This is a genomic window from Kribbella antiqua (assembly GCF_004345665.1).
Classification (GTDB): Bacteria; Actinomycetota; Actinomycetes; order Propionibacteriales; family Kribbellaceae; genus Kribbella; species Kribbella antiqua.
In genome coordinates, this window is sequence record NZ_SLWR01000001.1 from 524,503 (window position 1) to 550,708 (window position 26,206).

The following is a 26,206-nucleotide window of genomic DNA, read 5'->3' on the forward strand; positions in this document are numbered from 1 at the left end:
GCGCGTACAAACCGGTCCGGCACTGCGAAACTATGCGCGTGCATATCGCGATCGAGATCGTGGCCCTCGTCGCCGTGGTCGCGGCTGGAGCCGCATTCGCCGGGCGATTCGGGCTCCCGGCTCCCCTCTTGCTCGTCGTGGTCGGGATCGCCGCGTCGTACCTGCCCTTCGTCCCCCGGGTCGAGCTCGAACCCGAAGTCGTGCTGGTCGGCTTCCTGCCACCGCTGCTCTATTCGGCGGCGATCAAAACCAGCCTGGTCGACTTCACCAGACATCGCCGATCCATCGGCCTCCTCTCGGTCGCCCTGGTCGTGTTCACCGCGGCCGGCGTCGGCCTGGTCGCCTACTGGCTGCTCGGTGTGATGGCCGAGGCTCAGGGCCATGAGCCACTCCCGCTGTGGGCGGCCTTTGCCATCGGAGCTGTCGTCGCGCCTCCCGACGCCGTCGCCGCCACCGCGGTCGCCAAGCGGGTAGGACTCCCCCGCCGCCTGGTCACGATCCTCGAGGGCGAGAGCCTGATGAACGACGCGACCGCCCTGGTGTGCCTGCGGACGGCCATCGCCGCCGCGGCGGTCGCACCCACGGTGCTGCATGTTGGCCTGGATTTCCTTCGTGCGGCGGGTGGGGGTGTCGCCGTCGGCTTGATCGTGGCCATCGTGCTGGCCAAGATCCGGCGCCGGTTCACCGACCCCGTCCTCGACACCACGCTCAGCCTGACCGCGCCGTTCATCGCCTACATCGCGGCGGAGAACCACTACGTCCACGCCTCCGGTGTGCTGTCCGTCGTCGTCGCCGGCCTGCTGCTCGGCCACAAGGCGCCGGTCATCCAGTCGGCGAAGTCGCGGATCTCGGAGCGGACCAACTGGCGCACGTTCCAGTTCCTGCTGGAGAACGCGGTCTTCCTGCTGATCGGTTTGCAGACCCGGTGGATCCTCGACGACCTCGCGGAGAGCCCGCTGCCGGGCTGGCTGATCGCGCTGGCCACGGTCGCGGTCTTCGTGGCCGTCATCCTCCTCCGGCCGATCTGGATCATCCCGAGTACGTTCTTGTCGCGACGGATCCTGGGGCAGTCACGACCAGGGCCAGTGTCCTGGCAGGGCCTTGTCGTGGTCTCGTGGGCGGGTATGCGCGGCGTGGTGACGCTGGCGGCCGTCTTCACGCTGCCCGAGGACACGCCACATCGCGAAGTACTGGTCTTCATCGCCCTGACCGTCACCGCGGGCACCCTGCTGGTTCAGGGCTCGACCCTCCCCTGGCTGGTACGACGTCTGCGCTTGCCCGGCCCGGATCCGGCGGAGGACGCGTTGCAGGCGGCCGCCGTACTGCAGGGAGCACATCGGGCGGCGGAGGAGCGGCTGGCGGAGATCCTGACGCCGAACGACCCGCCGGATGTGGTGGCGCTGCTGCGGCAGCGCGGCGACTCACGAGCTCAGGCTGCGTGGGAGCGGCTCGGCCGGCCCGAGACCGAGTACGAGACGCCGAGCGAGGCCTATCGCCGGTTGCGGATGGAGATGCTGTCGGCCGAGCGTGCGCACATCCTGAAGATCCGGGACGACGGTCTGGTCGCCGACGAGGTGCTGCAACGCGCGCAGTACACCCTCGACATCGAGGAGTCCATGCTGGACCGGGCCGAAGCCGACGACGTCGGTGGTCAGAACGAGGACCTGCGGATACCGCCACCACCGGGTGGGGCGTGCAAGCACCTGGAGGACGCCCCGCTCGTGCGGATACCGAACACACCGGAAGGTTGTGAAGAGTGCCTGGCCGAGGGCGGCACCTGGGTGCACCTGCGTCTCTGCCTGGGCTGCGGGCACGTCGGCTGCTGTGACTCGTCGGTGATGAAGCACGCCAGCAAGCACTACGACTCCACCCACCACCCGGTGATGCGGAGCTTCGAGCCGGGCGAGAACTGGCGCTGGTGCTTCGAGGACGAGAAGCTGGGCTGAATCATGTCTGACTGCTTGTTCTGCTCGATCATCGCCGGGTCCACGCCGGCGCACGTCGTACTGGAAACGCCTGAGGTGGTCGGGTTTCTCGACGTACGGCCGGTGTTCAAGGGACACACGCTGCTGGTGCCCCGGGAGCATGTGGCGACGCTGGTGGAGCTGCCGGACGAGTTGATGGTCCCGCTGTTCGGAGCAGCGCGGTCGCTGGCGGCCGCGGTGCGTACGGCGCTTGACGCGCAGGGCTCGTTCGTCGCGGTCAACAACGTGGTGTCGCAGTCCGTCCCCCATTTGCACATTCACGTCGTACCGCGAACGAAGGGGGACGGACTGCGAGGCTTCTTCTGGCCACGGACGAAGTACGCCGACGACGCCGAGGCGGCCGAATACGCCGGGAAGCTACGCGCCGCGCTGGGTTAGGGGCGGGCGGTCTCCCACTCCACCGTGTTGTCTGCGGGAGCTGCCAAAGTGCGGGCCGCGACCGGCGGGTTGTCGTAGGTCAGGTTGAGACCGGGCTTGCGGTCCTCGATGGTGAAGGACGCGCGGGTGAAGACCTCGGCGTCCTTCGTCTGCACCGAGCGTACGGTCCGGAAGTCGGCTTGGAGCGACTCCTTGGTGATGGTCGTGTTCACGTAGCCCCGCAGGTTGTTCTGGAAGCGCAGGTGCGGATTCCAGGCGAACCACGGGTGCGAGCCGGTCGCCGAGTCGGCACCGTCACCGCCGGACGTGATCGACGAGCACACCAGCTCCGACCCCACCGTCGTCGACGTCGGGTCGTCGTAGTCCAGCTTCAGGTCCGACGCCCAGTGCGCGTGCACGTCACCCGTGAGTACGACGGGATTCCGTACGCGCGCGTCGACCCAACCCCGGGTGATCCGGTCGCGGGAGGCGACGTACCCGTCCCAGGCGTCCATCGACGTCGCCTTCAGCGGGCCCGAATTGTTGTCGCGCTGGGCGAAGAACACCTGCTGGCCGATGATGTCCCAGCGTGCCTCCGAGCGGCGGAACCCGTCGATCAGCCACTTCTCCTGCCGCTCACCGGTGAGGGACCGCTTCGGGTCGACCGCCGCCGGGCAGTCCTTGTAGCCGTCGCCGCAGCCCTGGTCGTCGCGGTACTGCCGGGTGTCGAGCATGTGGAAGGTTGCCAGCTCGCCCCACTTCACCCGCCGGAACAGCTGCATGTCGATCCCGCGCGGCTTCGACGACGCGCGCAGCGGCATGTTCTCGTAGTACGCCTGGAATGCGGCCGCCCGGCGGGCGAGGAAGCCGTCCTCGGGCTTCTCCGGCGTCTCGTTCGCCCAGTTGTTGTCGACCTCGTGGTCGTCCCAGACCACCAGCCACGGCGCCACCGCGTGCGCCGCCTGCAGATCCGGGTCGGTCTTGTACTGCGCGTGCCGCTGCCGGTACGACGCCAGGTCGGTGGTCTCGGGCCCGTCGTGATCGCGGACGTTCCCGCCCGGAGCGACGTACGCGCCCTTGGTGTACTCGTACTGGTAGTCGCCCAGGTGGAGCACGAGGTCGGGGTGGTCCTGAGCCAGCCGCCGGTACGCCGTGAACCAGCCGTGCTCGAACTGGGAGCACGAGACGAACGACATGGCCAGCTCTCGTGGTGTGGTGCCACGGGCTGGAGCGGTCAGGGTCCGGCCGGTGCGGGAGACGTAGCCCTCGGCGCGGAAGCGGTAGTAGTACTCGCGGCCGGGCTGCAGACCCTGCACGGTGACGTGGATCGCGTGTGCATGCTCCGGGCGGGCGACGGCCACACCGGCCTTCACCACGTGGTGGAAGCGCTCATCGGTCGCCACCTGCCACTGGACGGCGTACGCGCGATTCGGCATGCCGCCGAGGCCGTTCGCGGCGACCGGGTCGACGGCGAGGCGGGTCCACAGCACGAACCCATCCGGCCACGGGTCGCCGCTGGCGATGCCGAGGGTGAACGGGTCCTGCCGAACCGGCGTCGCGGCGGTATTGGTCGAGTCGCTGAGGCCGGCGACAACCGCAGTGGAAGCCAGGCCAGCTTTCAGGACGGATCTACGGGAGGTCTCCATGCGCTGACCGTCCCCGTCAATAATGTGCGGATGCTGACGGCCGGATGGCCACTGGATGACATGAATATCAGTCGAAGATGCGATCCAACCGCTTCTCCAAGCGGGCCAGGGCCTTCTCGGCCGCCACGCGAACCGTGAGATCGGGGTCGTCAGCCACCGCCTGGAGAGCTTCGGCATGCTCGGCTTCGCCTGCTGCACCCAGGGCTCGGGCCGCGGTGGCACGAACTCTGGGGAGCTCGTGCCCGAGGTCGGGGACCAGCGCGTCTGCGAGTTGGCCGAGCTCGCGCTGGGCGGTGACGCGGGCAACGTGTTCACGCACTCGCCAGGCCGGGTCGCCGGCGGCCGTCATCAGAGCGTCGACCGCGTCGTCACGCCAGACATAGAGGAAGGTCCGGGCAGCCCAGACCCGTGCCCAGTAGAAGTTGACCGGGTCGAGTTTCGCCCACCCACCGGCCGTCGGCCCCGTCAGCCACTTCAGCCTGTCCAACTCGGTGGTGAACGCCTCCTTCGCCGTCACGTCCCCCGTCAGCACGGCGATGGCAAAGTCGATCACCGCGTCCTCACCGTGCTTGGCGCAGGATCCGAGGACGATCTCGCGCGGATGCTCCCGCTCCCCCGACTCCTTGTACTTGGCCATGCCTTCAGTAAAGCCTGGACCACCGACACAATACGATCCGCGGATGGCTGTCTTGGACCGTTCGTCGGATGAGTACAGGCTCGTCGCCGGGCTGATCGAGTCGGCGTACCGCCAGGTCGGCGCGACCGAGTCCGGGCACTGGAACGGAGACATCGGCCTGCTGTCCGGCTTGACGCGCAGCCGATCCGACGTCGACGGCACCATCCACCTGCACCAGCAGGCGGGTGATCGGTGCACTGATGCGGACGCAGGCTCCGCGGTGGTACGGCCTCGCCGCCCGCGACGCGGCGTACAACGTGGTCTACGAGGCCCTGCGACAAGCGAGCGACAACGAATCGTCACGAACGGGCGAGCTGCTCGACGCCGCGCTGCCACCCGCGACACGCAGTCTCGACGACGCGCTGGCCTGGCGGCGAACCTACGAGATCACCGAAGCCGTCCTGGCCGACAACGGTATGGCGCACGTGTACTCCACCGAGGCGCCGGACAGGCTCCGGGGCGGCCGGACGCCTCGCACGACGGCAGGGGCCGAGGCCGCGCGTGGGTTGGTCGACGGTCTTGCTGCCGCGAGCACGCAAAGCCGCGGCGAGGTGTTCGACTCGTTGCTCAATCACCCCAAATCTCGACGGTGGGACCTCGCGTTTGCCATGGTGGCTCGCGAACACGGCCCCGCGCTGATGGCGAAACTCGCGAGCGAGCCGCACCTGTTCACGGAGGTGTCCAAGCGGGCGGACATCGAGTGGGGCCGACTGGACTCGGGTTGGCCGAGGCCCGGCTTCGAGGACGCGCCGGACTTCGGTTATGCCGTCGGTCGCGACACGGCGAGGCTGCTGAGCAGATCGGCGTCGTACCTGGCCGGGCAGGAGGCGCGCACCGTCAGCCGGGAGCTGACTCCGCAGAAGGTCTTCGGCGGTCAGGCGCCCTTCACCTCCGTGCAGGCGCCTCCGTCCCCACCTGACGTCTCCACCGCGCCCGGACAGTCACCGGGAACCGAGCGGCACAAGCCTCAGGAAAAGTAGAAGGCGCCGTCCGGGCTGGACGGCGCCTTCTCTAGGGCGTCTTGTCAGCTCGCGATCAGCGAGCGGAGCACGTACTGCAGGATGCCGCCGTTGCGGTAGTAGTCGGCCTCACCTGGGGTGTCGATCCGGACCACCGCGTCGAACTCCTTGACCGATCCGTCGGTGGCCGTCACCGTCACGTGGACGGTCCGCGGGATGGTGCCGTCGTTCAGCGCGGTCACACCGGTGATGTCGAAGGTCTCCTCGCCGGTCAGCCCGAGCGACTCGGCGTTCTCACCCTCCGGGTACTGCAGGGGCAGCACACCCATACCGATCAGGTTCGACCGGTGGATCCGCTCGAAGGACTCGGTGATGACCGCCTTCGCCCCGAGCAGCGCCGTACCCTTGGCGGCCCAGTCACGCGACGAACCCGAGCCGTACTCCTTGCCGGCCAGGATCACCAGCGGCGTACCGGTCTCGGCGTACGCCTGCGCGGCGTCGTAGATGGTGGTGACCGGTGCGTCGTCCTTGGTGAAGTCGCGGGTGAAACCGCCCTCGGTGCCGGGGGCGATCTGGTTGCGCAGCCGGATGTTCGCGAAGGTGCCGCGGATCATCACCTCGTGGTTGCCGCGGCGCGACCCGTACGAGTTGAAGTCCTTGCGCTCCACGCCGTGCTCGGCCAGGTACTTGCCGGCCGGGCTGTCGGCCTTGATCGAACCGGCCGGGGAGATGTGGTCGGTGGTGACCGAGTCGCCCAGCTTGGCCAGCACGCGGGCCCCGGCGATGTCGGTGACCGGCGCCGGCTCCTTCGCCATCCCGTCGAAGTACGGAGGCTTACGCACGTACGTCGAGTCGGCGTCCCAGGCGAAGGTCTTGCCCTCCGGGGTCGGCAGCGACTGCCACCGCTCGTCGCCGGCGAACACGTCGGCGTAGTCCTTGGTGAACATCTCCTTGTTGATCGAGGAGGCGATCACCTTCTCGACCTCGTCCGCGGCCGGCCAGATGTCCTTCAGGAACACGTCGTTCCCGTCGGTGTCCTTGCCCAGGGCATCGGTCTCGAAGTCGAAGTCCATCGTCCCGGCCAGCGCGTAGGCGATCACCAGCGGCGGGCTCGCCAGGTAATTCATCTTGACGTCCGGGTTGATCCGGCCCTCGAAGTTCCGGTTGCCGGAGAGCACCGACACGACGGCCAGGTCGGCCTCCTGCACTCCGGCCGAGACCGCCTCCGGCAGCGGGCCGGAGTTGCCGATGCAGGTGGTGCAGCCGTAGCCGACGAGGTGGAACCCGAGCTTCTCCAGGTACGGCGTGACGCCGGCCTTCTCGTAGTAGTCGGTGACCACCTTCGAGCCCGGCGCGAGCGACGTCTTCACCCAGGGCTTGCTCGACAGGCCCTTGTCGACGGCGTTCTTCGCCAGCAGCGCGGCGGCCAGCATCACCGACGGGTTCGAGGTGTTGGTGCAGGAGGTGATGCTCGCGATCACCACGTGGCCGTGGTCGAGCTCGATCTCCTGACCGTCCAGGCTGATCTTGGTCTTCTTCGACGGCCGGCCGTTGCCGCTGCCGTGCGGCACGTGCGGCTCGTCGTCGACGTTGCCGTGACCGTTGGGCGCGTCGCTGGCCGGGAAGCTACCGAGCTCCGACGGGTCGACCTCCAGCTCCTCGGTCGCGTAGTCGACCAGCGCACCGCGGAAGCCTTCCTTGGCCTCGCTCAGCGCGACCCTGTCCTGCGGCCGCTTCGGGCCGGCGATCGACGGGACGACCGTCGACAGATCAAGCTCCAGGTACTCCGAGAAGCGCGGCTCGACGTCCGGGTTGTGCCAGAGGCCCTGCTCCTTCGCGTACGCCTCGACCAGGGCGACCTCGTCGTCCGAGCGGCCGGTCAGCCGCAGGTACTCCAGCGTGACGTCGTCGATCGGGAAGATCGCACAGGTCGAGCCGAACTCCGGGCTCATGTTGCCGATGGTGGCCCGGTTCGCCAGCGGCACCGCCGCGACGCCGTCGCCGTAGAACTCGACGAACTTCCCGACCACGCCGTGCTTGCGCAGCATCTGGGTGATGGTCAGTACGACGTCGGTCGCGGTGGCGCCGGCCGGGACGGAACCGGTCAGCTTGAAGCCGACCACCTTCGGGATCAGCATCGACACCGGCTGGCCGAGCATGGCTGCCTCGGCCTCGATCCCGCCGACACCCCAGCCGAGCACGCCGAGACCGTTCACCATCGTGGTGTGCGAGTCGGTGCCGACACAGGTGTCCGGGTAGGCCTGGCCGTTGCGGACCATCACCGTACGGGCGAGGTGCTCGATGTTGACCTGGTGGACGATGCCGGTGCCGGGCGGGACGACCTTGAACTCGTCGAACGCGGTCTGGCCCCAGCGAAGGAACTGGTAGCGCTCGCGGTTGCGCTCGTACTCCAGCTCGACGTTGCGCTCGAAGGCGTCCTGCCGCCCGAACACGTCGATGATGACGGAGTGGTCGATGACCAGCTCGGCCGGCGCCAGCGGGTTGATCTTGGTCGGATCGCCGCCCAGCTCACCGACCGCCTCGCGCATGGTGGCCAGGTCGACGACACACGGCACGCCGGTGAAGTCCTGCATGATCACCCGGGCCGGGGTGAACTGGATCTCGGTGTCGGGCGCGGCGTTCTGGTCCCAGTTGCCGAGCTTGCTGATGTGCTCGGCGGTGATGTTCGCGCCGTCCTCGGTGCGCAGCAGGTTCTCCAGCAGCACCTTGAGCGAGTACGGCAGCGTGTCCGCGCCCTCGATACCCGCCAACCTGAAGATCTCGTACGACTGTCCGTTGACCTCGAGTGCCCCCTTGGCACCGAAGCTGTCGACGCTGGCCATCAGCCTGCTCCTCTATCCGGTCCTGTTCGCTGTGCCCATCCTGCCGAGCCCACCGCCCGGCCGCGAGGTCAGGTTCCCCTAACCCGCCCCAAACTCTCTCGACATCAAGATACACGACATCGAGCCACCTCAGCACCCCAACTCCGAACCTGTGGACAACTCCCCAGCCACCCGGCCAAGTCGGAACAGCGCTGGAGATATTCCGACTTACGAGGTCTAAGCCGGAATTTCTCGCTCGGTGTTCCGAGTTGGCGAGCGAAGCTGCTCAGGAGACCTGTGGGAGGACTTCGGCGGCGATCAGGTCGAGGTGGTTGAGGTCTTGGAGGTCCATGATTTGGACGTATTGGCGGGTGGAGCCGATGGTGGCGAATTGGCCTAGGCGGTCGACGACCTCGGCGGGGGTGCCGGCGATGGAGTTTTGCTTGAGGTCTTCGACGTCGCGGCCGATGGCGGCGGCGCGTTGCTTGACCTCGGCGTCGTCCTTGCCGACCACGACGGTGTGGGCGGTGGACAGGGCCAGCGTCTTCGGGTCGCGGCCGATCGCGTCGCAGGCTGCCTGGACGCGCTTGAAGAGGGTTTCGGTCACCTCGACCGAGCGGAAGCCGGCGTTGAACTCGGCCGCGTGCTTCGCCGCCAGCTCCGGCGTCCGCTTCTTGCCCGCACCACCGACGATGATCGGCGGATGCGGCTGCTGGACCGGCTTTGGCAGGGCCGGCGAGTCGCTGATCTGGTAGTGCTCGCCGTCGAAGTTGTACTTCTCCCCCACCGGCGTGTCCCACAGCCCGGTGATCAGCTCGAGCTGCTCGGTCAGCAGGTCGAACCGCCCCGGCGTGTCCGGGAACTCCAGCCCGTACGCCTTGTGCTCCGCCTCGAACCAGCCCGCACCCAGCCCGAGCTCCGCCCGGCCGCCGCTCATCTGGTCCACCTGGGCGACGCTGATCGCGAGTACGCCGGGATTGCGGAACGTCGCCGAGCTCACCAGCGTCCCGAGCTTGATCCGCTTGGTCTCGCGGGCCAGGCCGGCCAGGGTGATCCAGGAGTCGGTCGGGCCGGGGAGGCCGTCGTTCGGGCCCATGACGAGGTAGTGGTCCGACCGGAAGAACGCGTCGAAGCCGTTCTCCTCGGTCTTCCGGGCGACGGCGAGCAGGTCGTCGTACGAGGCACCTTGCTGGGGTTCGGTGAAGATCCTGAGAAGCATGCGGCCCACGCTATCTCGCGGTGGTGTACAGCCTCTCCAGGTACGACGGTTGCCACTCAGGACCGCGACCGTTCAGCCGCCGCACCAGCCCATGTACGTCGAGACGCGGCTCCACCGGGTTGTCCCACCAGTCGGGGACCTGGTCGTACCACCGGTCGATCCGCAGGGTCCGCCCGGCTGCGTCGACGCGCGCGAACAGCCAACCGCCCTGCTCACTCTCCGCCTCGGTCAGCCAGAGATCGCCCAGCAGCCCACTCACCTTGTCCGCGGCGAACTCCGGGTCGTCCACCTCGGGCGGCTCGAGATCGAACCGGTACGACGGAGCGGCCGGGTCGAGCACCTGCACCTGGATGGTGAACCCGGACGGCACAATCGCAGTCCGCGCCCGGCACCACGCATGCAGCGCCTTGAACGCCTCCGACTCCTGCGGCCGAGGCCGAGGCCGCTCCACCTCAGCCCGCATGGCCTCCTCGATAGACCCCGGCACCGGCTCGATCCGAGGCCCATCGGCCCCCACCAACCCCAAGCCAGGAATAGACATCCCCGACGAACTGGCAGGCACCACAAGCCGCACGGGACCCGCGCCGTCGAACTCGGTTGACGCAGCACCGTCAGGCCGATCGGACGGCTCGGCCCGCAACACCGGGATCGAAGTCGTCGGCGCCTCGTCAACCCAAGCCAGCTCCTCGCGACCACCTTCGGCTGGCGTGTACCGCTCATCGAGCCAGTCGGCGTCCTCCGCGTCGTACTGCGCGTGGGCAGCAGCCTCGGCCCGCGGCTCGGCACCGGCCGATTGCCGGGTGTCCGTTGCGGGATGCTGAGCGTCGGGAGAGGTGTGCCCAGCTGCCGGAGTCGAGATATCGGGGCCCGGTTCGGCTTCTGGTGTCCACTCGTCGTCCACGACGGGGATCACGCCGGTCGGAATCTCGTCGTCGTCGAGCACCTGCGCAGCCTCGGGACCGGTCCCCGCGTCGGACGGGCGCTCCGGCTGGCTGAGCCATTCCTCGTACTCCAGCTCGGCAGTCAGCCTCGGATCCTCGCCGAGCGTCGCCTCCGGCTCGGGTTCCGCGACGGACTCGTGCTCCGTTTGGACCATCGGGTCGGGGCGGGGCATGGGGTCCGGTTGCGGGGAAGGTTCCGGCTCAGGCCAGGGGGTTGGCTCGGGCTCCGGGAGCGGGATTGGTTCAGGCTCCGGTTGAGGCGTCGGCTCCGGAGTTGGTTCCGGTGTGGGCTCTGGTTCGGGCCAGGGCCCAGGGTCGGGCTCAGGCTGAGGCCGGGCAGGGTCTGGGTGAGGTCGAGGCGTGGGCCCGGGCTGCGGGTACGGCGTGGGGCCCGGCCTGGGCTCTGGCTGGGGAGCGGGTCCGGGCTGGGGGTACGGCGTGGGGTCCGGCCGGGGCTCTGGCTGCGGGTACGGCGTGGGGTCTGGGCCGGGCTCGGGCCCGGGCTGGGGCCAGGGGGCCGGACGAGGCTCGGGCTGGGGCCACGGCTCGGGGCGCGGTTGAGGCTGCGGCCAGGGCTCGGGCTCAGGGTGAGGCTCAACCTGAGCTTTAGCCGCCGGAGCATCGTGCGGACCGGCGGGCGATGCCTCATCCGAACCATCAGCCGGCACCACCGCGATCTCCGCCGTCACATCGTCATCAGCCTCGACCTGCGCCCCGGCCGGCTCACGAGGTGTCGCTGCAGGCTCGACGGTGTAGTCGGCAGGCGCGGTGTAGTCGGCGGGCTCGGTGCGAGCGACCCCGGGCTCGGGGTGGTGAGCTGCGGGCTCGTCTGGATGCCCGGAGTCGTCCGCCGGGGTCACGGGCGCGAACGGCGATGGGCCAGTGAAGGAGGCAGGCTCCTCTTCCGCGGGTACGACGGCTATCTCGGCGGTAGGGGCGTCGTCGTCTTCGGGTGGTGCGGGATGTTCGGCCAGGTAGGAGGCGGCATCTTCTACCCATTCGCCATTGATCCAGGCGCCCCCGACGACCTCGCGAGCCTCGGGTTCGCGGACGGGTTCGTGGACCGCCTCGGGTGCGGAGGTGTCGTCTTCGGCGAAGGGGTTGTATTCGCTGGTGGCGTCCTCGTCGGACCACGCCGGGCGGTCGGCGGTTTCCTCTTCCTCGACCGCGGCAGGCTGATAGGCGGCAGACGGTGCGTCGGCGAAGAGGCTTTCGTAGAAGTCATCGCCCTCGTGCACCCCTCCGCCGACCCGCGGCGGCTCCGACGACGGCAGGCCATCGCCGTACGGCGGCGGAACGGGCAGGCTCTCCCCGTACGACGGCTGGACCGGCTGGACCGGCAGGCCGTCGCCACCAGAAAGACCCCCCGGAAGGTAGGTCCCCGGCGGTGGACCACCCTCGGAGCCCGTCGGCGCCTGAGGCTCGTCGGCGACCTCGTCGCGCTTGCGGCGTCTGAGCCAGCCCTGTTTCTTGTCGACGACGCCGTACTCGTCGCCCCGCGCCGCCGGGCGATACAGCGTCTGCTCGTACGACGTGACCACAGGCGCAGGCACAGGCGGAGGTGCGGCCGGCTCGTCGATGGGCTGGCCGGTGAACGGGCTGATGCCGGGCGGGACGACGAAGGATTCCTCTTCCTCGTCCGCCGGCGGGCCTGCGGGGGTTCCGATCACGACATCCTCAACGACCGAGACCTCGGCCGTGTCAGGGTCTTCGGCAAAATTTGCCGCAGCCGCAATGAAATCCTGCGCCGCGGCCACCCCGGCGGGCAGATCGGGCTGCACCGGCGACCGCGGATCGATCCCGAACCGGTCGAAGAACTCCCCCAGCGCCTCCGCCGTGATCCCGCCCGACGCAGCCGTCCTGATCAGAGACACCCCGCAGGACTGCAGCTCGTCCAGCCCACCGAGGTAGTCGGCCCATTCGGCCACCCACTCGATCATCTCCGCCGCGGCTTCGGCGTCCGACGTGATCCACTGCCCGATCGGCGCGAATCCGTCGTCCAGCGGCTGCCAGGGGTCGCCCGGGTACGACGCCCGTGCCCACGTGCCGTTGAAGGCGCCGTACACGAAACCGAGCTCGCCCGCGGCGATGAGCGCCCGGACCTCCGGCTGGCCGATCCAGTCCGGCGAGCCGGCGAGCAGGTCCGCCCCCGCTGTCCGGCTGTGCTGCGTGTGGAACCCGTACAGCACCGCCCGGCCGTCGTCGAGCCGGATCATCCGCAGGATCGACCCGGTCTCGTCCTGGTGGTAGTACCCGTCGGCGTCGGCGTACCACCGCCGGTCGAAGCCGGTGGCATGGGCGACCGCGGCGAGTGCGCTCCAGCGGGCGCGCAACTCCTCCGGGTCGTCCAGGTCAACCAGCGGCATCAGGTCTCCAGCGCATTTGGAATCCGAGCCAGAACGCTACCCGAGGCCTCCGGTAGCCACCAGTTCACTGTCCACAGGCTCGAGAATGGCCACGCACTCGATGTGGTGGGTCATCCCGAACAGATCGAAAGCCCGCAGCGACGCGATCCCGTAGCCGAGCCGGCCGAACGTCTTCAGGTCCCGCGCCAGCGCCGCCGGGTCACACGCCACATAGGCGACTCGCCGCGGTGTCAGCGCCGCAATCCGCCGTACGACGTCCTTCCCAGCACCCGTGCGCGGCGGATCCAGCACCACCAGATCCACGTGCTCCAGCCCCTGCCCAGCAGCCAGGTTCAGCACCCGGTCCACGTCACCGGTCTCCAGCGTCACGTCCGGCAGGTCGTGCAGATTCCGCCGCGCGTTGCGTACGGCGTCCTTGTCGCCCTCCACAGCCAGTACGGCGCACCCCACCTCAGCCAGGAACGCCGCAAACAAGCCCACACCGGAGTACAAGTCCAGCGCGGTCTCCCCCGCCGCAGGCTCCAGCCCATGCAGTACTGCATCCACCAGCATCGACGGAGCAGCCGGGTGCACCTGCCAGAACCCACCAGCCTCCACCCGGAACCGCCGACCCCGCACGACCTCCACCACGCGCCCAGCAGGGTCCTCATCCGTCAGAACGGCGGTCTTGCCCTCTGACGACACCACAGTCTGCACCGACGACACACCAGGCCACCGCTTGTCCAGCACGTGCGGCGTAGCCGGGTGCGCGATCAGACATCGGTCAACCGGGATCAGCTCGTGGGAGCGGTGAGCGAACATCCCAGGCCGGCCGTCGACCACGTTGTAGCGCATCCGCGTGCGCCACCCCAGACCGTCGTCACCGGGCGACTCCATCACCACGGTCCGCTCGATCCCACCGATCCGCCGGAGCGTGTCCGACACCACGGTCGCCTTCAGCCGCCGCTGCTCGACGATGTTGGCGTGCTGGAAGTCGCAGCCGCCGCAGAGCCCTGGTCCGGCGTACGGGCAGGGCGGTTCGATCCGCTGCGGTGACGGTGTCAGCACCTGGACAGCGTCGGCCCGCAGGTACTTCGCGTTCTGTTCGGTGACGCGAGCGTGCACCAGTTCACCCGGCAACGCATGCCGGACGAAGACCACCTGACCCTCATGCCGGGCCACACAGTGTCCCCCGTGTGCTACTGGTCCAACTTCCAGCTCAACAACTGTCCCGACGATGTCGTCGCCTGTCACCGATCTCCTGACGCCTTGCGGGCACCACGCCGTACCTGGCCTGCCACCCGCTCCTCACGGTCCTGCCGCTCCTCCGCCACCTGCGACGAGATCAGCTGGTACGGAACGGACGTAACCATGACACCAGGTGTGAACAAGAGCCGCCCCTTGAGCCGCAGCGCGCTCTGGTTGTGCAGGATGTGCTCCCACCAGTGACCGACGACGTACTCCGGGATGTAAACCATCACCACGTCCCGCGGCGACTGCCGCCGGATGTCCCGCACATACTGCAGGATCGGCCGGGTGATCTCCCGGTACGGCGAGGCCAGCCGCTTGAGCGGGACCGGGATGTTCCGGCTGTCCCACTCGGCCTGGAGCGCCTCCGACTCGTCCCGGTCGACGTCCACCGTGACCGCCTCGAGCGTGTACGGCCGGGCCGCCTTGGCGAAGGCCAGCGCCCGCAGCGTCGGCTTGTGCAGCTTGGACACCAGCACGATCGAGTGCACCCGCGACGGCAGCATCAGCGTCTCGTCGCCTTCGGCCGCCATCTGCTTGCCGACCGTGTCGTAGTGCCGCCGGATGCCCTTCATCAGCATGAACAGCACTGCCATCGCGATGATCGCGATATACGCGCCGAGCAGGAACTTGGTGATCAGCACGATCACCAGCACCACTCCGGTCAGGCTCAGGCCGATCGTGTTGATCACCCGGGACCGCTTCATCTGGGCCCGTTTGGCTGGGTCCTGCTCGGTCTTCAGCAGCCGGGTCCAGTGCCGGACCATCCCGGTCTGGCTGACCGTGAAGGAGACGAACACACCGACGATGTAGAGCTGGATCAGCCGGGTGACTTCGGCGTCGAAGGCAACGATCAGGACGATCGCGAACAGGGCCAGGATGATGATGCCGTTGCTGAACGCGAGCCGGTCGCCGCGGGTGTGCAACTGGCGCGGCAGGAAGCCGTCGCGGGCCAGGATCGAGCCGAGCACCGGGAAGCCGTTGAAGGCGGTGTTCGCGGCCAGCACCAGAATGACGCCGGTCGCGGCCGCGACCAGGTAGAAGCCGGGTGAGAAGTGGTCGAAGATGCCCTTGGCCAGCTGACCGATGACCGGATCCTGGTGGAACCCCTCCCCGACCGGCACACCGTCACGCAGCAGTTGCGTGGCCGGATCTTCGGCGAACCGGACCTTCATCACGTTGGCCAGCGCCACCACGCTCACGACCATCAGGATCGAGATGCTGCCGAGCAGTGCCAACGTGGTCGCGGCGTTCTTGCTCTTCGGCTTCTTGAACGCCGGTACGCCGTTGCTGATCGCCTCGACACCGGTCAGTGCCGCACAGCCGGACGAGAACGCCCGCAGGATCAGGAACCCCATCGCCAGCCCGCTCGCACCGTGCGCGAACTGGTTCTCGGCAGCGATGCCCAGGTTCGCGCTGGACGCGTCCGGCAGGTGACCGAACACCATCCGCCCGAAGCCCCAGGCGGCCATCCCCAGAATCGTGATCATGAAGATGTACGTCGGAATCGCGAACGCCGCGCCGGATTCGCGGACCCCGCGCAGGTTCATCGTTGTGAGGAACAACACCGCGATGACCGCAGCGGTCGCCTGGTGCCCTTCCAGCGCCGGTATGGCGGAGGCGGCGTACTGGGCGGCGGACGAGATCGACACCGCGACGGTGAGCACGTAGTCGACCAGCAGCGCGCTGGCCACGGTCAGACCCGCGGTCGGGCCGAGGTTGACGGTGGCAACCTCGTAGTCACCGCCGCCGGACGGGTACGCGTGCACGTTCTGCCGGTAGGACAGCACCACCACGACCAGCACGAAGGCGACGGCCAGTGAGATCTTCCAGGAGATCGTGAGCGCGGCCAGGCCGGCGATCGACAGGGTCAGGAAGATCTCGTCCGGTGCGTAAGCGACCGACGACAGCGCGTCGCTGGCGAACACCGGGAGGGCGATTCGCTTCGGCAGCAGCGTCTCGCCGAGTTGGGTGCTGCGCAGTTTGCGGCCGAGCAGCAGCCGTTTGCCGATATCGCCTAGAGCGGGAGTCACACCGGTGATGTTAGAGGCAGGCCTGGGTCGGTGTAGCGTCTGACCTGCCTAGACCGAGCCATCGGCCCCTGACGGGGCAAGGAGTGATCAGCGAGTGCACGTCGTCATCATGGGCTGCGGCCGCGTCGGGTCGACGCTCGCGAGGACCCTCGAGAAGCGGGGCCACACGGTCGCGATCATCGACCAGTCCGCCGACTCGTTCCGCCGGCTGAGCCCGAACTACACCGGGCGGACCATCACCGGCATGGGTTTCGATCGGGAGATCCTGATCGAGGCCGGCATCGAGGAGGCCGAGGCGTTCGCCGCCGTCTCCAACGGTGACAACTCGAACATCCTCGCGGCCCGGGTGGCCCGGGAGACGTTCGGCGTCGGCAACGTGGTGGCCCGGATCTACGACCCCGGCCGCGCCGAGGTCTACCAGCGGCTCGGCATCCCCACCGTCGGCACCGTGCGCTGGACCGTCGACCAGATGATGCGCCGGCTGCTGCCCGAAGGCTCCGAGCCGGAGTGGCGCGACCCGTCCGGGACCGTCCGGCTGGCCGAGGTGCACGTCCACTCCGACTGGGTCGGCCGGGCCGCGTTCGACATCGAGAAGGCCACCGGTGCGCGGGTCGCGTTCCTGACCCGGCTCGGCGAAGGACTGCTGCCCCGGGCCGACACGGTCATCCAGGAGGGCGACCTGGTCCACGTCGTGATGCTGGAGAAGGACGTCGCCGCGATCGAGTCCCAACTCGGCCACAAGCCTGAGGAGCTGTGATGCGGGTAGCCATCGCCGGGGCCGGCAACGTCGGCCGTTCGATCGCCGCCGAGCTGCTGGAGAACGGGCACGAGGTGCTGCTGATCGACCGCGATCCGCGCGCGATCAAGGCCGAGTCGGTGCCGCGGGCGGAGTGGCTGCTGGCCGACGCCTGCGAGCTGTCCTCGCTGGAGGAGGCCGCGTTGCAGCGTTGCCAGGTCGCGATCGCCAGTACTGGCGACGACAAGGTCAACCTGGTCGTCTCGCTGCTGGCCAAGACCGAGTTCGGCGTTCCGCGGACCGTTGCCCGCGTCAACCATCCGCGCAACGAATGGATGTTCAACGAGGCCTGGGGCGTGGACGTCTCCGTCTCGACGCCGCGGATCATGTCCGCGCTGGTCGAGGAGGCGGTGTCGGTCGGCGACCTGGTCCGGCTGTTCACCTTCCGTCAGGGCGACGCGAACCTGGTCGAGCTGACCCTGCCCGAGGACTCCCCGATGATCGGGATGCGGGTCGGCGACGTCGACTGGCCGCTGGACACCGCGCTGGTGGTGATCCTGCGCGAGGGCCGCGTGCTGCGGCCCGACCCGGAGGGCACGCTCGAGCTCGGCGACGAACTGCTCTTCGTCGCCGCGGACGAGACCGAGGAGAGCCTTGAAGCCATGCTCTCCCCGGGGCACCACCACAAGGTGGAGTGACGACCTACTTCTTGTTGCCGCGGAGCAAGTGGGTCACGTGGTCACGCGCCTCGTCCCACTTCTCCGCCGGCAGCGATCCCCGCAGTACGGCGTATGCGAGCCAGAGCGCGAGCGCGTACAGCGGAAGGCCCATCCCGATCTTCGCGATACCGAGGGCGTTCAGCATGTCGGCGAAGTACAGCGGCACCTGGACGAGCAGCCGGAACGCGAAGAGCCCCGCGAACACCAGCGTCGCCCGGGTGAATCCCCTGAGCATCGCCGGGTCCTTGCGCCACGCCGTCCCGGTCTGCGTGATCACGCCGTACAGGACGCCGAACAGCGGCCAGCGGATCAGCACGGTCAGGAAGTACAGCACGAAGTAGCCGAGGTTCGTGAAGAAGCCGGGCAGGTAGACGTCCTTGGCGTCGCCGGTGCGGTTGGCGACCCAGGCGGAAATGAGGACGCCGACGAAACCGCCGGCGACGTTCCGCAAAGGCTGCTTGCGTAGCAGCCGCAGTACGGCGACCGCCGCGCCACAGGCGATCGCGACGATCAGCGCGAGCCGCAGGTTGTGGTCGCTGGCCGCGTAGACGATCAGGAACGCGATCCACGGCAGGCCGATGTCGAGCAGCGCGCCCCAACCGCCGAGCGCGTGGAAGAAGTCCTTGTCCGTCGTCGCCGGGCGCTCGGGCTTCTTCTTTTCCTCGTCACCGGTGAGAACCGACTCCGCGGCCTCCACCTCGGGCCGCAGCATCTCCACGAGCTGCTCGTCCAGGTGCTCGTCGAGTTGCTTGCGCAGACCGTGCTCGGCCTGCTCGTCGTCCTGAACAGAAGGGTCGCGCCGCGGCTCAGCCATGCGCGGCCGTCGGGCGGAGTTCGTAGCGCGGGTTGAACATCACCCGGTCGCCGTCCACGACACCGATCCGCCCGGAGGCGATCAGTTCGGAGCCGGGGTGGATCCCGGCGATCTTGCGCCGGCCGAGCCAGATCAGCTTGACCGTTCCGGTGCCGTCGTACAACTCACCCTCCAGGGCGGGTACGCCGCCGCGCGGACTGAATGTGATGGTGCGTAGCGTGCCGTACAGCGTGACCATTTCACGGTCGTGGCAGCCGGTGATGGACCGCGCGCCGCAGTCCTGCGCGAAGTCCTGCAGGACCTCGGCGTCTTGCTGGTCGCGGTCGCCGGCCAGCCCGCGGAAGGCGCGCCGTAACAGGCCCGCGGGTTTGTCACTACCCATGGCTTCGAGTGTAGTCCGTCACGCCTGGTCTTCGGCAGCGAGCTGAGCGTTCGGCGGCAGCCGCAGCGGCAGCGACTCACGCGGCGCCATCGGCTCGTCACCGCGGACCACGATGACCTTCCGCAGCGTCTCCTCCATCGGCAGCGCCGCCTCCGGCTCGACGGCGGCCCGGCCGAGCACAGTGGCCCGGAGCAGCCAGCGGGGGCCGTCCACGCCGATCACGCGGGAGGTCTGGCTGAAGATCTGGCCGTCCGGACCTTCGACCGGTACGACGAGCACCAGCTCGACGCCGAAAGGTCCGTCGGTCTCGGTCGCCGTCCCGCCCATCCGGCTGGCCTCGGCAGCGATCTCGCGCCGTACCTCGTCCCAGATGCCACTCTTCTTGGGCGCGGCGAACGCGCGCAGCTCGAGCGCGGCCTCCTGCTCCTCCAGCACCAGCAGGATCGCCTGCACCTGGCCCGACTGCTCGTCGACCTGCAGCTGCAACTGCATGCCCGGCAGACCGGTCACCACCAGGGCACCGAGGTCGATGCGGTCCTCCGCCTCCAGGTCCTTGGCGTCCACCTCGCTGGAGTCGAACGGGCCTTCAGCGCGCGGCTCCGGCGTACCAGCTTCGGCTTCGACGGCCTCGGTCACGGTCGCCTCGGTCGTGTCGAGGTCCTCGTTCTTGGCCTTGCGGCGGAAGATCACTGCTCTTGCCCTCTTCTGTTCAATTCGCACAGCCCGGTTCGGTTCACACAGCCGCCCGAAGGCCGACACAGTCTCGCGCATCCGTCAGGTCAACGGGTCCACTGGTCAGCGTGTCGCGCATGTGCTCAGCGTGTCACACCACCAAAGCCGCCGGTCGAGCCGTACCCCCCGTCACCGCGGGCCGAACCCGGCAGCGTCGTCACCTCAACGAACCGGGCCTTCTCCACCCGCTGGATCACCAGCTGCGCTATCCGGTCGCCACGCTTGAGGGTCACCTCGGCGTGCGGGTCCAGGTTGATCAGGCAGACCTTGATCTCACCCCGGTACCCGGCGTCAACAGTGCCCGGCGCGTTCACGATCGACACCCCATGCTTGGCCGCCAGCCCGGAACGGGGATGCACGAAAGCGGCGAACCCATCCTGCAGCGCGATCGCGATCCCGGTGCCGACGAGGCCGCGCTCCCCCGGCTTCAGGGTGATGTCACTGGCCGCCACCAGATCCGCGCCGGCATCGCCGGGATGCGCGTACGACGGCATGGGCAGGTCGGGGTCGAGTCGCTGGATCAGAACCTCGGTCACGAGAGGCGACCCTACCGACGCGCTCCGACAGTGCGCGTGCCAGGCTGGTCCTGTGGGTGCTTACCGCGAACGTCTGAGCGTGCCGGTGTCCTGGTGGATCATCGCCGCCGCCGCTGTCGTCACGCTCTTTGTCATCACCGCCGTACCTGCGGGCACCCTCGCCGGAACCCTGGTCGCCGGCGTCGCCCTCGTGCTGCTGCTCACCTTCTTCATCCAGTACGGCGGTGCGCGGGTCGAGGTGGACGCGGAGCGGTTCCGGGCCGGCCGAGCGTTGATCGAACGCGCGTACCTCGGCGAGGTCGAAGCGCTGACCGGCGACGACGCGCGGCACGCGTTCGGGCGGGACTGCGACCCGAAGGCGTACCTGCTGTTGCGGAGCTACGTGCGTGGCGCGGTGCGGGTCGAGATCACCGACCCACGCGACCCGGCGCCGTACTGGGTGATCGCCACGCGGGCGCCGGAGCGGTTGGCAGCGGCGCTGAGCGGGAACAGCGTGGCAAGATCCTGACTATCGGGGAGAGCCGTTAGGAGGCTGCTGTGGTCGGAGCGAAGATCGGCTGGAAACTCGTGGTGGCCGCGTTCACGCTCGTCGTGGGCCTGGTCGCGAACAAGGCCGTGAGTACGGCGTGGAAGCTCGGTTCGGGCGGGAAGCCGCCGAAGAACGGCGAGGGCGGCTACACGGAAGTGGTCACTTGGGCTGTCGCGAGCGGAGCGGCCGCGGCCGCGGCCAAACTCTTCGCCGAGCGGCGGGCGGCGGCGTACTGGTTCAAGTCGACCGGCTACGCACCCCCCGGCTACGAGCAGGACGACGTACGCGGCGGTCTGGTCAAGAGCATCGGCAAAGACGAGGACTGACCCCAAAGCGGCAACAGCGGGACCGCCTCCGTACTGGAGGCGGTCCCGCTGTTGTTTCAGCCGAAGGAGGGCGCTGGTGTCAGGCTGCGCAGTCGCGGCAGATCAGCTGCCCGTTCTTCGTTTCCGCGAGCTGACTGCGGTGGTGAACCAGGAAGCAGCTCGAACAGGTGAACTCGTCGGCCTGGCGCGGGAGCACCCGCACCGCCAGCTCTTCGTGGCTCAGGTCGGCACCGGGCAGCTCGAAGCTCTCGGCCGCCTCGGCTTCGTCCTCGTCGACCTTGCCGGAGTTCTTGTCGTGACGGCGAGTCTTCAGCTCCTCGATCGACTCTTCGGAAGCGTCCTCGTCTGTCTTGCGCGGGGCGTCGTAATCAGTCGCCATGGTGTTTCCCTGCCCTCTTCGTACCCGTGGTGTTGCCTGCTGAGCCCTTGAACGGGTAGAGCGGCCGAGAAATTCCGTCTGCGGAATCTTTCGTCCCCCGAAACCCTTGACAGCCAGGCCGGGACCGGCAACTACCGTTCCCGAGGACGGGATTGTGCCCTATGAAGGGCCCTTCGCGCGCGCCCGGGTCCACCTTTCGGCGAACGTGTCGCCCCAAATGTCAGGACCGAACAGCAGAATGCTCGTTAATGTGCGATCCTGCGCACTAACGAGCATCCAGCGACAGTTACGCGCGCAGCGGGTCCGCCGCGGCGATCAGATCGTGGAACGGCCCGAACAGCGCCGGGCTGGCCGCGATCGACATTTCCGGCGAGACGACGGCTCCGTTCAGCCCGCCGATCGTGGCTCCGGCCTCGGCCGCGATGAGTGCGCCCGCGCCGTAGTCCCATGGATTCAGTCCGCGTTCGTAGACCGCGTCCAGCCGGCCGCAGGCGACGTAGCAGAGGTCGAGCGCGCCGACACCGATCCGGCGGATGTCGCGAACCTTGGTGATCAGCTGCTGGACGACCTCGGCCTGGACTTGCCGCCGGTCGGCGTCGTACCCGAATCCGGTTCCGACCAGAGCGGTGCTCAGCTCGGTACAGCCCGACACCTGGATGGGCTTGCCGTCGAGGAAGGCGCCGCCGCCCTTGGTCGCGGTGAACACCTCACCCTTGGGTGCGTCGACGACCACTCCGGCGACCGTCTCCCCGTCGTACTCGACCGCGATCGAGACGGCGTACGCCGGGATGTCGTAGAGGTAGTTGACGGTGCCGTCGATCGGGTCGACCACCCAGCGGACGCCGCTGGTGCCGATCACGTCGTCGCCCTCCTCGCCGAGGAACGAGTCGTCCGGGCGGGCCTGCAGGACTCGAGCCCGGATGAGCTCCTCGGACTCCCGGTCGACCGCGGTGACGACGTCGGTGACGGTGCTCTTGGTGTCGGCGACCGTGATCGTGCCGCGGCGGCGCTCGACGATCAGCCTCGCTGCCTCCTCCGCCACCTCCACGGCCAGCTTGAGCAGGTCTTGCGGGTCGGTCATACGGCTTCCTTAGAGGTAGGACGGCGAAGCGGTGGGCAGCAGTCGTGGCGGCAGTCGTCCCAGGCCGGGCCGAGCTTGCCGACGCACGGCCGGGCCGGCTGCTCGCCCCGCTCGGCGGCGGCACGCTCGACGACCAGGTCGCGCAGCATGGTGACGAACGGCCGGTCGGTACCCGGTGTCGCGGCGCGGGCCATCGGCAGCCGCAGCTTCTCGGCGGTCCGGGCGGCCTCGGTGTCGAGGTCGTAGATGACCTCCATGTGGTCACTGACGAACCCGATCGGTACGACGGCCACGCCCGGCACACCGTCGGCCGCGAGCGCCTCGAGGTGGTCGTTCACGTCCGGCTCCAGCCACGGCACCTGCGGCGGGCCCGAGCGCGAGCAGTAGACGAGGTCGGTCCGCCGGGTCTGCCCGGTACGACGCTCGAGCTCCGCGTTGATCTCGGCCGCGACGTCCAGGTGCCAGTCGACGTACCCGTTCCCGTCCGGGCCGCTGGTGTCGTTCATCGCGGTCGGGATGGAGTGCGTCACGTACGCGATCGCCGACCCGTCCGGCAGCTTGCTCAGCGCCGCGGCGGTCGACTCCACGAACGAGCCGACGAATCCGGGGTGGTTGGCGTAGTGCCGTAGCTTGTCGACCCGCGGCGCGTTCGGGACCTGCTTCGCCGCGTCCTCGAGGTTCTCGCGGTACTGCCGGCAACCCGAGTACGACGGGTAGGCCGCGGTCACGATCACCACCGCCCGGCGGACCCCGTCGTCGGCCATCTGCCGCATCGTGTCGGTCAGGTACGGCGCCCAGTTCCGGTTGCCCCAGTAGATCGGCAGGTCCAGCCCGATCTCGTCGAACGACTCCCGCAGGGCCGTCAGCAGCTCCCGGTTCTGGTCGTTGATCGGGCTCTTGCCGCCGAACGCGTAGTAGTGCTCGCCGACCTCCTTCAGCCGCTCGTCCGGGATCCCGCGCCCGCGCGTCACGTTCTGCAGGAACGGCAACACGTCATCCGGCTTCTCGGGCCCCCCGAAGGACAGCAACAGCACCGCGTCGTACGGCGAAGCATCCACAGGCATGCTCCAAGTTTCGCAGTTGGGGCCAGAGCCCGGACGGCCAGGCCATCACAATCGCGCGCGGGCGGCCCGGCTGAGCGCAGGCCGGAGCCCGCGCCGGTAATTGAGATGGCCTGGCGGTCCGGACCGGTTAGGGTGTCCCCGGTCCCATGCTCAAGCCCTATGCCCATCTCATGCGCCGTCCCGGTGCCAGTGCGTTCTTCACCGCCGGGATCCTCGGGCGTATGCCGATCTCGATGGTCGGCCTCGGCATCGTCATCCTGATCGCGCGGGAGAGCGGGTCCTACGGCCTGGCCGGTGCGGTCTCCGGTGTCGCCGTCATCGCGGGTGCGCTCACTGGGCCGATCCAGGGCCGCCTGGTCGACCGGTTCGGCCAGCGGCTGCTGATCATCATCGGCTCGGTCGCCTGCACCGTCGCGCTCGCCGCTCTGCTGGTTGCTGTCCGTGCCGACACCGCCACCTGGGTGCTCTACCTGCTCTCGTTCGTTGCCGGTGGCACCCGTCCGCAGGTCGGCTCGTTCGTCCGCGCCCGCTGGACCCACCTGCTCGGCCGCGGCCGCGCCCTGCAGACCGCGTTCGCCCTGGAAGCCGTCGGCGACGAGGTCGTCTTCATCGTCGGCCCGGTCGTGGTCACCCTGCTCGCTACCCAGGTGAGCCCGTACGCCGCTCTCGCCGCAGCGGGACTGCTCGGCCTGGCCGGCGGCCTCTGGCTCGCCGTACTGCGTGCATCCGACCCGCCGGGCCGGGGGAAGTCCACCGGCGCCGAGCAGGCACCGCTCCCCTGGCTCTCGATTCTCCTGCTCAGCCTGATCGGCCTCGGGCTCGGCGCGACGCTGGGCGGCGCTGAAGTCATCACCGTCGCGTTCACGACCTTGAAGGGCCAGGCCAGCATGTCCGGCGTCGTACTGGCTGTCTGGGCATTTGGAAGCCTGCTCGCGGGTCTCTGGTACGGCTCGGTGCACTGGCGCGCGCCGGTCGAACGCCGCCTCCTGATCGGCACGATCCTGCTCGCCATCACGCTCGCCCCACTCCCCTGGGTCGACAGCGTGCTGCTCCTGGGCGTGGTCCTGTTCTGCTGCGGCATGACCATCGCCCCGACCATGGTCGCCGTCACGGCGTGCGTCGAGGAGTGGGTCCCGCCGGAACGCCTAACCGAAGCGATCACCTGGACCGTCACCGGCATCCTCCTCGGCGTTGCCCCCGGCAATGCGGCCGCCGGCCACGCGGTCGACGTGTGGGGCCCGTCCGACGCCTACTGGGTCCCGTTCGCCATCGGCATCGCCTGCGCACTCGTCGCCGCCGTCTCCACCACCTTCGCCCGCCCGAAGACCCGGTTCGCGCACAACTAGGCTTGTATCTCCCCTGAGGGGAGGTGTGAGGGTACAGGTATGGATCTTTCGATCGGTGAGCTGGCGCGGCGGGCCCGGCTGTCGGTGAAGACCGTGCGGTACTACTCCGACCAGGGCCTGCTGCCGTCTCGTCGTACCGCTGCCGGTCATCGCCGGTACGACGGGACGGCCGTCGCGCGGCTCGACCTGATCCGGACATTGCGTGCCCTCGGCATCGATCTGCCCACGGTACGCAGGGTGCTGGATCAGGAACGCTCGCTCGCCGACGTCGCGACCGCGCACGCCGAGGCACTCGCGGTGCAGATCCGGACCCTGCGGCTGCGGCACGCCGTACTGACCGTGGCCGCCCGACGCCATTCCCCGGAGGAACTCGAACTCATGAACACCCTGATCGCGGACTTCCTCAGCTCGACGCTCGGCGACGACCCCAACTTCGCCGCCATGCGCCAGAACCTGACTCCCGTCCTGCCCGACGACGCCGACGCCGTACAGGTGGGAGCCTGGCTGGAGCTGGCGGCGCTGGTGCAGGACGAAGACTTCCGGGCAGCCGTACGACGGTTGGCCGCCGGCTACCGCAGGATCGCCGGCGACGCACTCTGGCACGACCCGGAGCTCCGCGACCGGCTCAGCAGCCTCCGCGACGAGGCCGACCCGCGCTGGCACCGGTATCTGGAGCTGCTCGCCGTCATCAACGGCTGGGCCGCGCCGTCACGGATGGCGGGGTAGCGGCGCGTTCCACCCGCGGCGGATGGCCAGCAGCCGGATGGTGAAGCAGATCAGTGCGGCAACGATCGGCACCCAGAGGGCGTTGTACTCGAGCGCGGCGGCGACCACGACGATGCCGGCGCCGAGGAAGGCGGGGGTGGCGTAAATCTCGGAGCGCAGTACGACGGGGACGCGGCCGCTGAGGATGTCGCGGATGACCCCGCCGCCGATACCGGAGATCATGCCGAGCAGGGCGGCCGAGAACGGCGATAGGCCGGCGTTGATCGCTTTCAGCGCGCCGGTGACGCAGAACAGTGCGAGACCGGCCGCGTCGAAGATGTTCACCAGCCGCTCGACCCGGCCGATGCCGGGATGCAGGAAGAACGTGAGCAGCCCGGCGGCGATCGGCACGACCAGATACCGCCAGTCCTGCAGAGCGGTCGGTGGGGTCACGCCGATCAGCACGTCCCGGATGAACCCGCCGCCGAGCCCGGTGACGAGCGCCAGCACCTGGATCCCGAAGACATCCAGCTTCTTCCGTACGCCGACCAGCGCCCCGGTGATCCCGAACACGAAGATCCCGACCAGGTCGAGCACATGCAGAGCAGTCACAGCCGCACGCTAAA

General features: G+C 68.9%; 24 protein-coding genes. 9 read left to right on the forward strand and 15 right to left on the reverse strand.

The features are described 5' to 3' along the window. Positions 1–32: 32 nt before the first annotated feature. The gene (locus EV646_RS02620) at positions 33–1,946 is read left to right on the forward strand and encodes a Na+/H+ antiporter (RefSeq protein WP_132143488.1); all 1,914 of its coding nucleotides are present in this window, start codon (positions 33–35) and stop codon (positions 1,944–1,946) included. Positions 1,947–1,949: 3 nt separating this feature from the next. Then, positions 1,950–2,363: an HIT family protein gene (locus tag EV646_RS02625; RefSeq protein ID WP_132143490.1), complete on the forward strand. Its 414-nt coding sequence runs from the start codon at positions 1,950–1,952 to the stop codon at positions 2,361–2,363. Here EV646_RS02625 and EV646_RS02630 read toward each other — a convergent pair. After that, positions 2,360–3,988 carry an alkaline phosphatase D family protein gene (locus tag EV646_RS02630; protein ID WP_132143492.1) on the reverse strand — a complete coding sequence of 543 codons (1,629 nt, stop codon included), beginning with the start codon at positions 3,986–3,988 and terminating at the stop codon, positions 2,360–2,362. The two genes, EV646_RS02625 and EV646_RS02630, sit on opposite strands and share 4 nt — an antisense overlap. A gap of 67 nt (positions 3,989–4,055) precedes the next feature. After that, positions 4,056–4,625, reverse strand: coding sequence for a HEAT repeat domain-containing protein (locus tag EV646_RS02635; protein WP_132143494.1), 570 nt, complete (start codon positions 4,623–4,625; stop codon positions 4,056–4,058). A gap of 239 nt (positions 4,626–4,864) precedes the next feature. Here EV646_RS02635 and EV646_RS02640 point away from each other — a divergent pair, with 239 nt between their 5' ends. Beyond that, positions 4,865–5,644, forward strand: coding sequence for a hypothetical protein (locus tag EV646_RS02640; protein ID WP_132143496.1), 780 nt, complete (start codon positions 4,865–4,867; stop codon positions 5,642–5,644). Between the two features lie 44 nt (positions 5,645–5,688). Here the strand turns inward: EV646_RS02640 and acnA are convergent, their stop codons facing one another. From acnA to EV646_RS02665, 5 genes are all read right to left on the reverse strand, one after another. Continuing rightward, positions 5,689–8,466, reverse strand: coding sequence for an aconitate hydratase AcnA (acnA, locus tag EV646_RS02645; RefSeq protein WP_132143498.1), 2,778 nt, complete (start codon positions 8,464–8,466; stop codon positions 5,689–5,691). Between the two features lie 265 nt (positions 8,467–8,731). Next, positions 8,732–9,664 carry an LLM class F420-dependent oxidoreductase gene (locus EV646_RS02650; RefSeq protein WP_132143499.1) on the reverse strand — a complete coding sequence of 311 codons (933 nt, stop codon included), beginning with the start codon at positions 9,662–9,664 and terminating at the stop codon, positions 8,732–8,734. Between the two features lie 10 nt (positions 9,665–9,674). Continuing rightward, positions 9,675–12,971 (reverse strand): MSCRAMM family adhesin, encoded by a 3,297-nt coding sequence (locus EV646_RS38740; protein ID WP_158290888.1) that lies wholly within the window; start codon positions 12,969–12,971, stop codon positions 9,675–9,677. Between the two features lie 36 nt (positions 12,972–13,007). Continuing rightward, the gene (locus EV646_RS02660; RefSeq protein WP_132143501.1) at positions 13,008–14,204 is read right to left on the reverse strand and encodes a class I SAM-dependent RNA methyltransferase; all 1,197 of its coding nucleotides are present in this window, start codon (positions 14,202–14,204) and stop codon (positions 13,008–13,010) included. After that, positions 14,201–16,231, reverse strand: coding sequence for an APC family permease (locus EV646_RS02665; protein WP_132143503.1), 2,031 nt, complete (start codon positions 16,229–16,231; stop codon positions 14,201–14,203). Before EV646_RS02665 ends, EV646_RS02660 begins: the two co-directional genes overlap by 4 nt. Before the next feature lie 94 nt (positions 16,232–16,325). Between EV646_RS02665 and EV646_RS02670 the strand changes: the two genes are divergently transcribed. Both EV646_RS02670 and EV646_RS02675 read left to right on the forward strand, forming a co-directional pair. After that, positions 16,326–16,988: a potassium channel family protein gene (locus EV646_RS02670; RefSeq protein WP_132143505.1), complete on the forward strand. Its 663-nt coding sequence runs from the start codon at positions 16,326–16,328 to the stop codon at positions 16,986–16,988. Then, complete coding sequence (locus EV646_RS02675; RefSeq protein ID WP_132143507.1) at positions 16,988–17,665, forward strand: potassium channel family protein; 678 nt, start codon at positions 16,988–16,990, stop codon at positions 17,663–17,665. Before EV646_RS02670 ends, EV646_RS02675 begins: the two co-directional genes overlap by 1 nt. Before the next feature lie 4 nt (positions 17,666–17,669). On the opposite strand, the gene EV646_RS02680 is transcribed toward EV646_RS02675, so the two are convergent. The 4 genes from EV646_RS02680 to dut all read right to left on the reverse strand — a co-directional run bounded on the left by EV646_RS02680 (position 17,670) and on the right by dut (position 20,150). Further along, complete coding sequence (locus EV646_RS02680; protein ID WP_132143509.1) at positions 17,670–18,500, reverse strand: DUF3159 domain-containing protein; 831 nt, start codon at positions 18,498–18,500, stop codon at positions 17,670–17,672. Further along, positions 18,493–18,882 carry an OB-fold nucleic acid binding domain-containing protein gene (locus tag EV646_RS02685; RefSeq protein WP_132143511.1) on the reverse strand — a complete coding sequence of 130 codons (390 nt, stop codon included), beginning with the start codon at positions 18,880–18,882 and terminating at the stop codon, positions 18,493–18,495. Before EV646_RS02685 ends, EV646_RS02680 begins: the two co-directional genes overlap by 8 nt. Positions 18,883–18,900: 18 nt before the next feature. Then, a complete protein-coding gene (locus EV646_RS02690) occupies positions 18,901–19,572 on the reverse strand; it encodes a DUF3710 domain-containing protein (RefSeq protein WP_132143513.1) in 672 nt (223 codons plus the stop codon). Between the two features lie 125 nt (positions 19,573–19,697). Beyond that, positions 19,698–20,150, reverse strand: coding sequence for a dUTP diphosphatase (gene dut, locus EV646_RS02695; RefSeq protein WP_132143515.1), 453 nt, complete (start codon positions 20,148–20,150; stop codon positions 19,698–19,700). A gap of 52 nt (positions 20,151–20,202) precedes the next feature. On the opposite strand from dut, the gene EV646_RS02700 reads away from it, so the two are divergent. Both EV646_RS02700 and EV646_RS02705 read left to right on the forward strand, forming a co-directional pair. Next, positions 20,203–20,658 (forward strand): DUF3093 domain-containing protein, encoded by a 456-nt coding sequence (locus EV646_RS02700; protein WP_132143517.1) that lies wholly within the window; start codon positions 20,203–20,205, stop codon positions 20,656–20,658. Between the two features lie 29 nt (positions 20,659–20,687). Further along, on the forward strand, positions 20,688–21,005 hold the full coding sequence (locus tag EV646_RS02705; protein ID WP_132143519.1) for a DUF4235 domain-containing protein: 318 nt from the start codon (positions 20,688–20,690) through the stop codon (positions 21,003–21,005). A gap of 79 nt (positions 21,006–21,084) precedes the next feature. Here EV646_RS02705 and EV646_RS02710 read toward each other — a convergent pair whose 3' ends face one another. The 3 genes from EV646_RS02710 to EV646_RS02720 all read right to left on the reverse strand — a co-directional run bounded on the left by EV646_RS02710 (position 21,085) and on the right by EV646_RS02720 (position 23,529). Then, on the reverse strand, positions 21,085–21,384 hold the full coding sequence (locus tag EV646_RS02710; RefSeq protein WP_130379292.1) for a DUF4193 domain-containing protein: 300 nt from the start codon (positions 21,382–21,384) through the stop codon (positions 21,085–21,087). A 286-nt stretch (positions 21,385–21,670) separates the two neighbouring features. Then, on the reverse strand, positions 21,671–22,465 hold the full coding sequence (locus EV646_RS02715; RefSeq protein WP_132143521.1) for an inositol monophosphatase family protein: 795 nt from the start codon (positions 22,463–22,465) through the stop codon (positions 21,671–21,673). Beyond that, positions 22,462–23,529 carry a ferrochelatase gene (locus EV646_RS02720; protein ID WP_132143523.1) on the reverse strand — a complete coding sequence of 356 codons (1,068 nt, stop codon included), beginning with the start codon at positions 23,527–23,529 and terminating at the stop codon, positions 22,462–22,464. The genes EV646_RS02715 and EV646_RS02720 overlap by 4 nt, the downstream gene beginning before the upstream one ends. A 146-nt stretch (positions 23,530–23,675) precedes the next feature. On the opposite strand from EV646_RS02720, the gene EV646_RS02725 reads away from it, so the two are divergent. Together EV646_RS02725 and EV646_RS02730 are read left to right on the forward strand one after the other, a co-directional pair. Next, positions 23,676–24,875, forward strand: coding sequence for an MFS transporter (locus EV646_RS02725; RefSeq protein WP_132143525.1), 1,200 nt, complete (start codon positions 23,676–23,678; stop codon positions 24,873–24,875). Between the two features lie 39 nt (positions 24,876–24,914). Next, on the forward strand, positions 24,915–25,601 hold the full coding sequence (locus EV646_RS02730; RefSeq protein WP_132143527.1) for a MerR family transcriptional regulator: 687 nt from the start codon (positions 24,915–24,917) through the stop codon (positions 25,599–25,601). Here EV646_RS02730 and EV646_RS02735 read toward each other — a convergent pair. Continuing rightward, positions 25,584–26,192 (reverse strand): trimeric intracellular cation channel family protein, encoded by a 609-nt coding sequence (locus EV646_RS02735; protein ID WP_338419238.1) that lies wholly within the window; start codon positions 26,190–26,192, stop codon positions 25,584–25,586. The two genes, EV646_RS02730 and EV646_RS02735, sit on opposite strands and share 18 nt — an antisense overlap. Positions 26,193–26,206 lie beyond the last annotated feature (14 nt).

Coding starts and splice junctions, on each gene's coding strand:
- EV646_RS02720 (WP_132143523.1), bottom strand. CDS start 23,529: ATGCCTGTGGATGCTTCGCCGTACGACGCGGTGCTGTTGCTGTCCTTC.
- EV646_RS02710 (WP_130379292.1), bottom strand. CDS start 21,384: ATGGCGACTGATTACGACGCCCCGCGCAAGACAGACGAGGACGCTTCC.
- EV646_RS02650 (WP_132143499.1), bottom strand. CDS start 9,664: ATGCTTCTCAGGATCTTCACCGAACCCCAGCAAGGTGCCTCGTACGAC.
- EV646_RS02680 (WP_132143509.1), bottom strand. CDS start 18,500: ATGGCTGAGCCGCGGCGCGACCCTTCTGTTCAGGACGACGAGCAGGCC.
- EV646_RS02625 (WP_132143490.1), top strand. CDS start 1,950: ATGTCTGACTGCTTGTTCTGCTCGATCATCGCCGGGTCCACGCCGGCG.
- EV646_RS02725 (WP_132143525.1), top strand. CDS start 23,676: ATGCTCAAGCCCTATGCCCATCTCATGCGCCGTCCCGGTGCCAGTGCG.
- EV646_RS38740 (WP_158290888.1), bottom strand. CDS start 12,971: ATGCCGCTGGTTGACCTGGACGACCCGGAGGAGTTGCGCGCCCGCTGG.
- EV646_RS02620 (WP_132143488.1), top strand. CDS start 33: ATGCGCGTGCATATCGCGATCGAGATCGTGGCCCTCGTCGCCGTGGTC.
- EV646_RS02635 (WP_132143494.1), bottom strand. CDS start 4,625: ATGGCCAAGTACAAGGAGTCGGGGGAGCGGGAGCATCCGCGCGAGATC.
- EV646_RS02630 (WP_132143492.1), bottom strand. CDS start 3,988: ATGGAGACCTCCCGTAGATCCGTCCTGAAAGCTGGCCTGGCTTCCACT.
- EV646_RS02640 (WP_132143496.1), top strand. CDS start 4,865: ATGCGGACGCAGGCTCCGCGGTGGTACGGCCTCGCCGCCCGCGACGCG.
- EV646_RS02715 (WP_132143521.1), bottom strand. CDS start 22,465: ATGACCGACCCGCAAGACCTGCTCAAGCTGGCCGTGGAGGTGGCGGAG.
- EV646_RS02730 (WP_132143527.1), top strand. CDS start 24,915: ATGGATCTTTCGATCGGTGAGCTGGCGCGGCGGGCCCGGCTGTCGGTG.
- EV646_RS02685 (WP_132143511.1), bottom strand. CDS start 18,882: ATGGGTAGTGACAAACCCGCGGGCCTGTTACGGCGCGCCTTCCGCGGG.
- EV646_RS02675 (WP_132143507.1), top strand. CDS start 16,988: ATGCGGGTAGCCATCGCCGGGGCCGGCAACGTCGGCCGTTCGATCGCC.
- acnA (WP_132143498.1), bottom strand. CDS start 8,466: ATGGCCAGCGTCGACAGCTTCGGTGCCAAGGGGGCACTCGAGGTCAAC.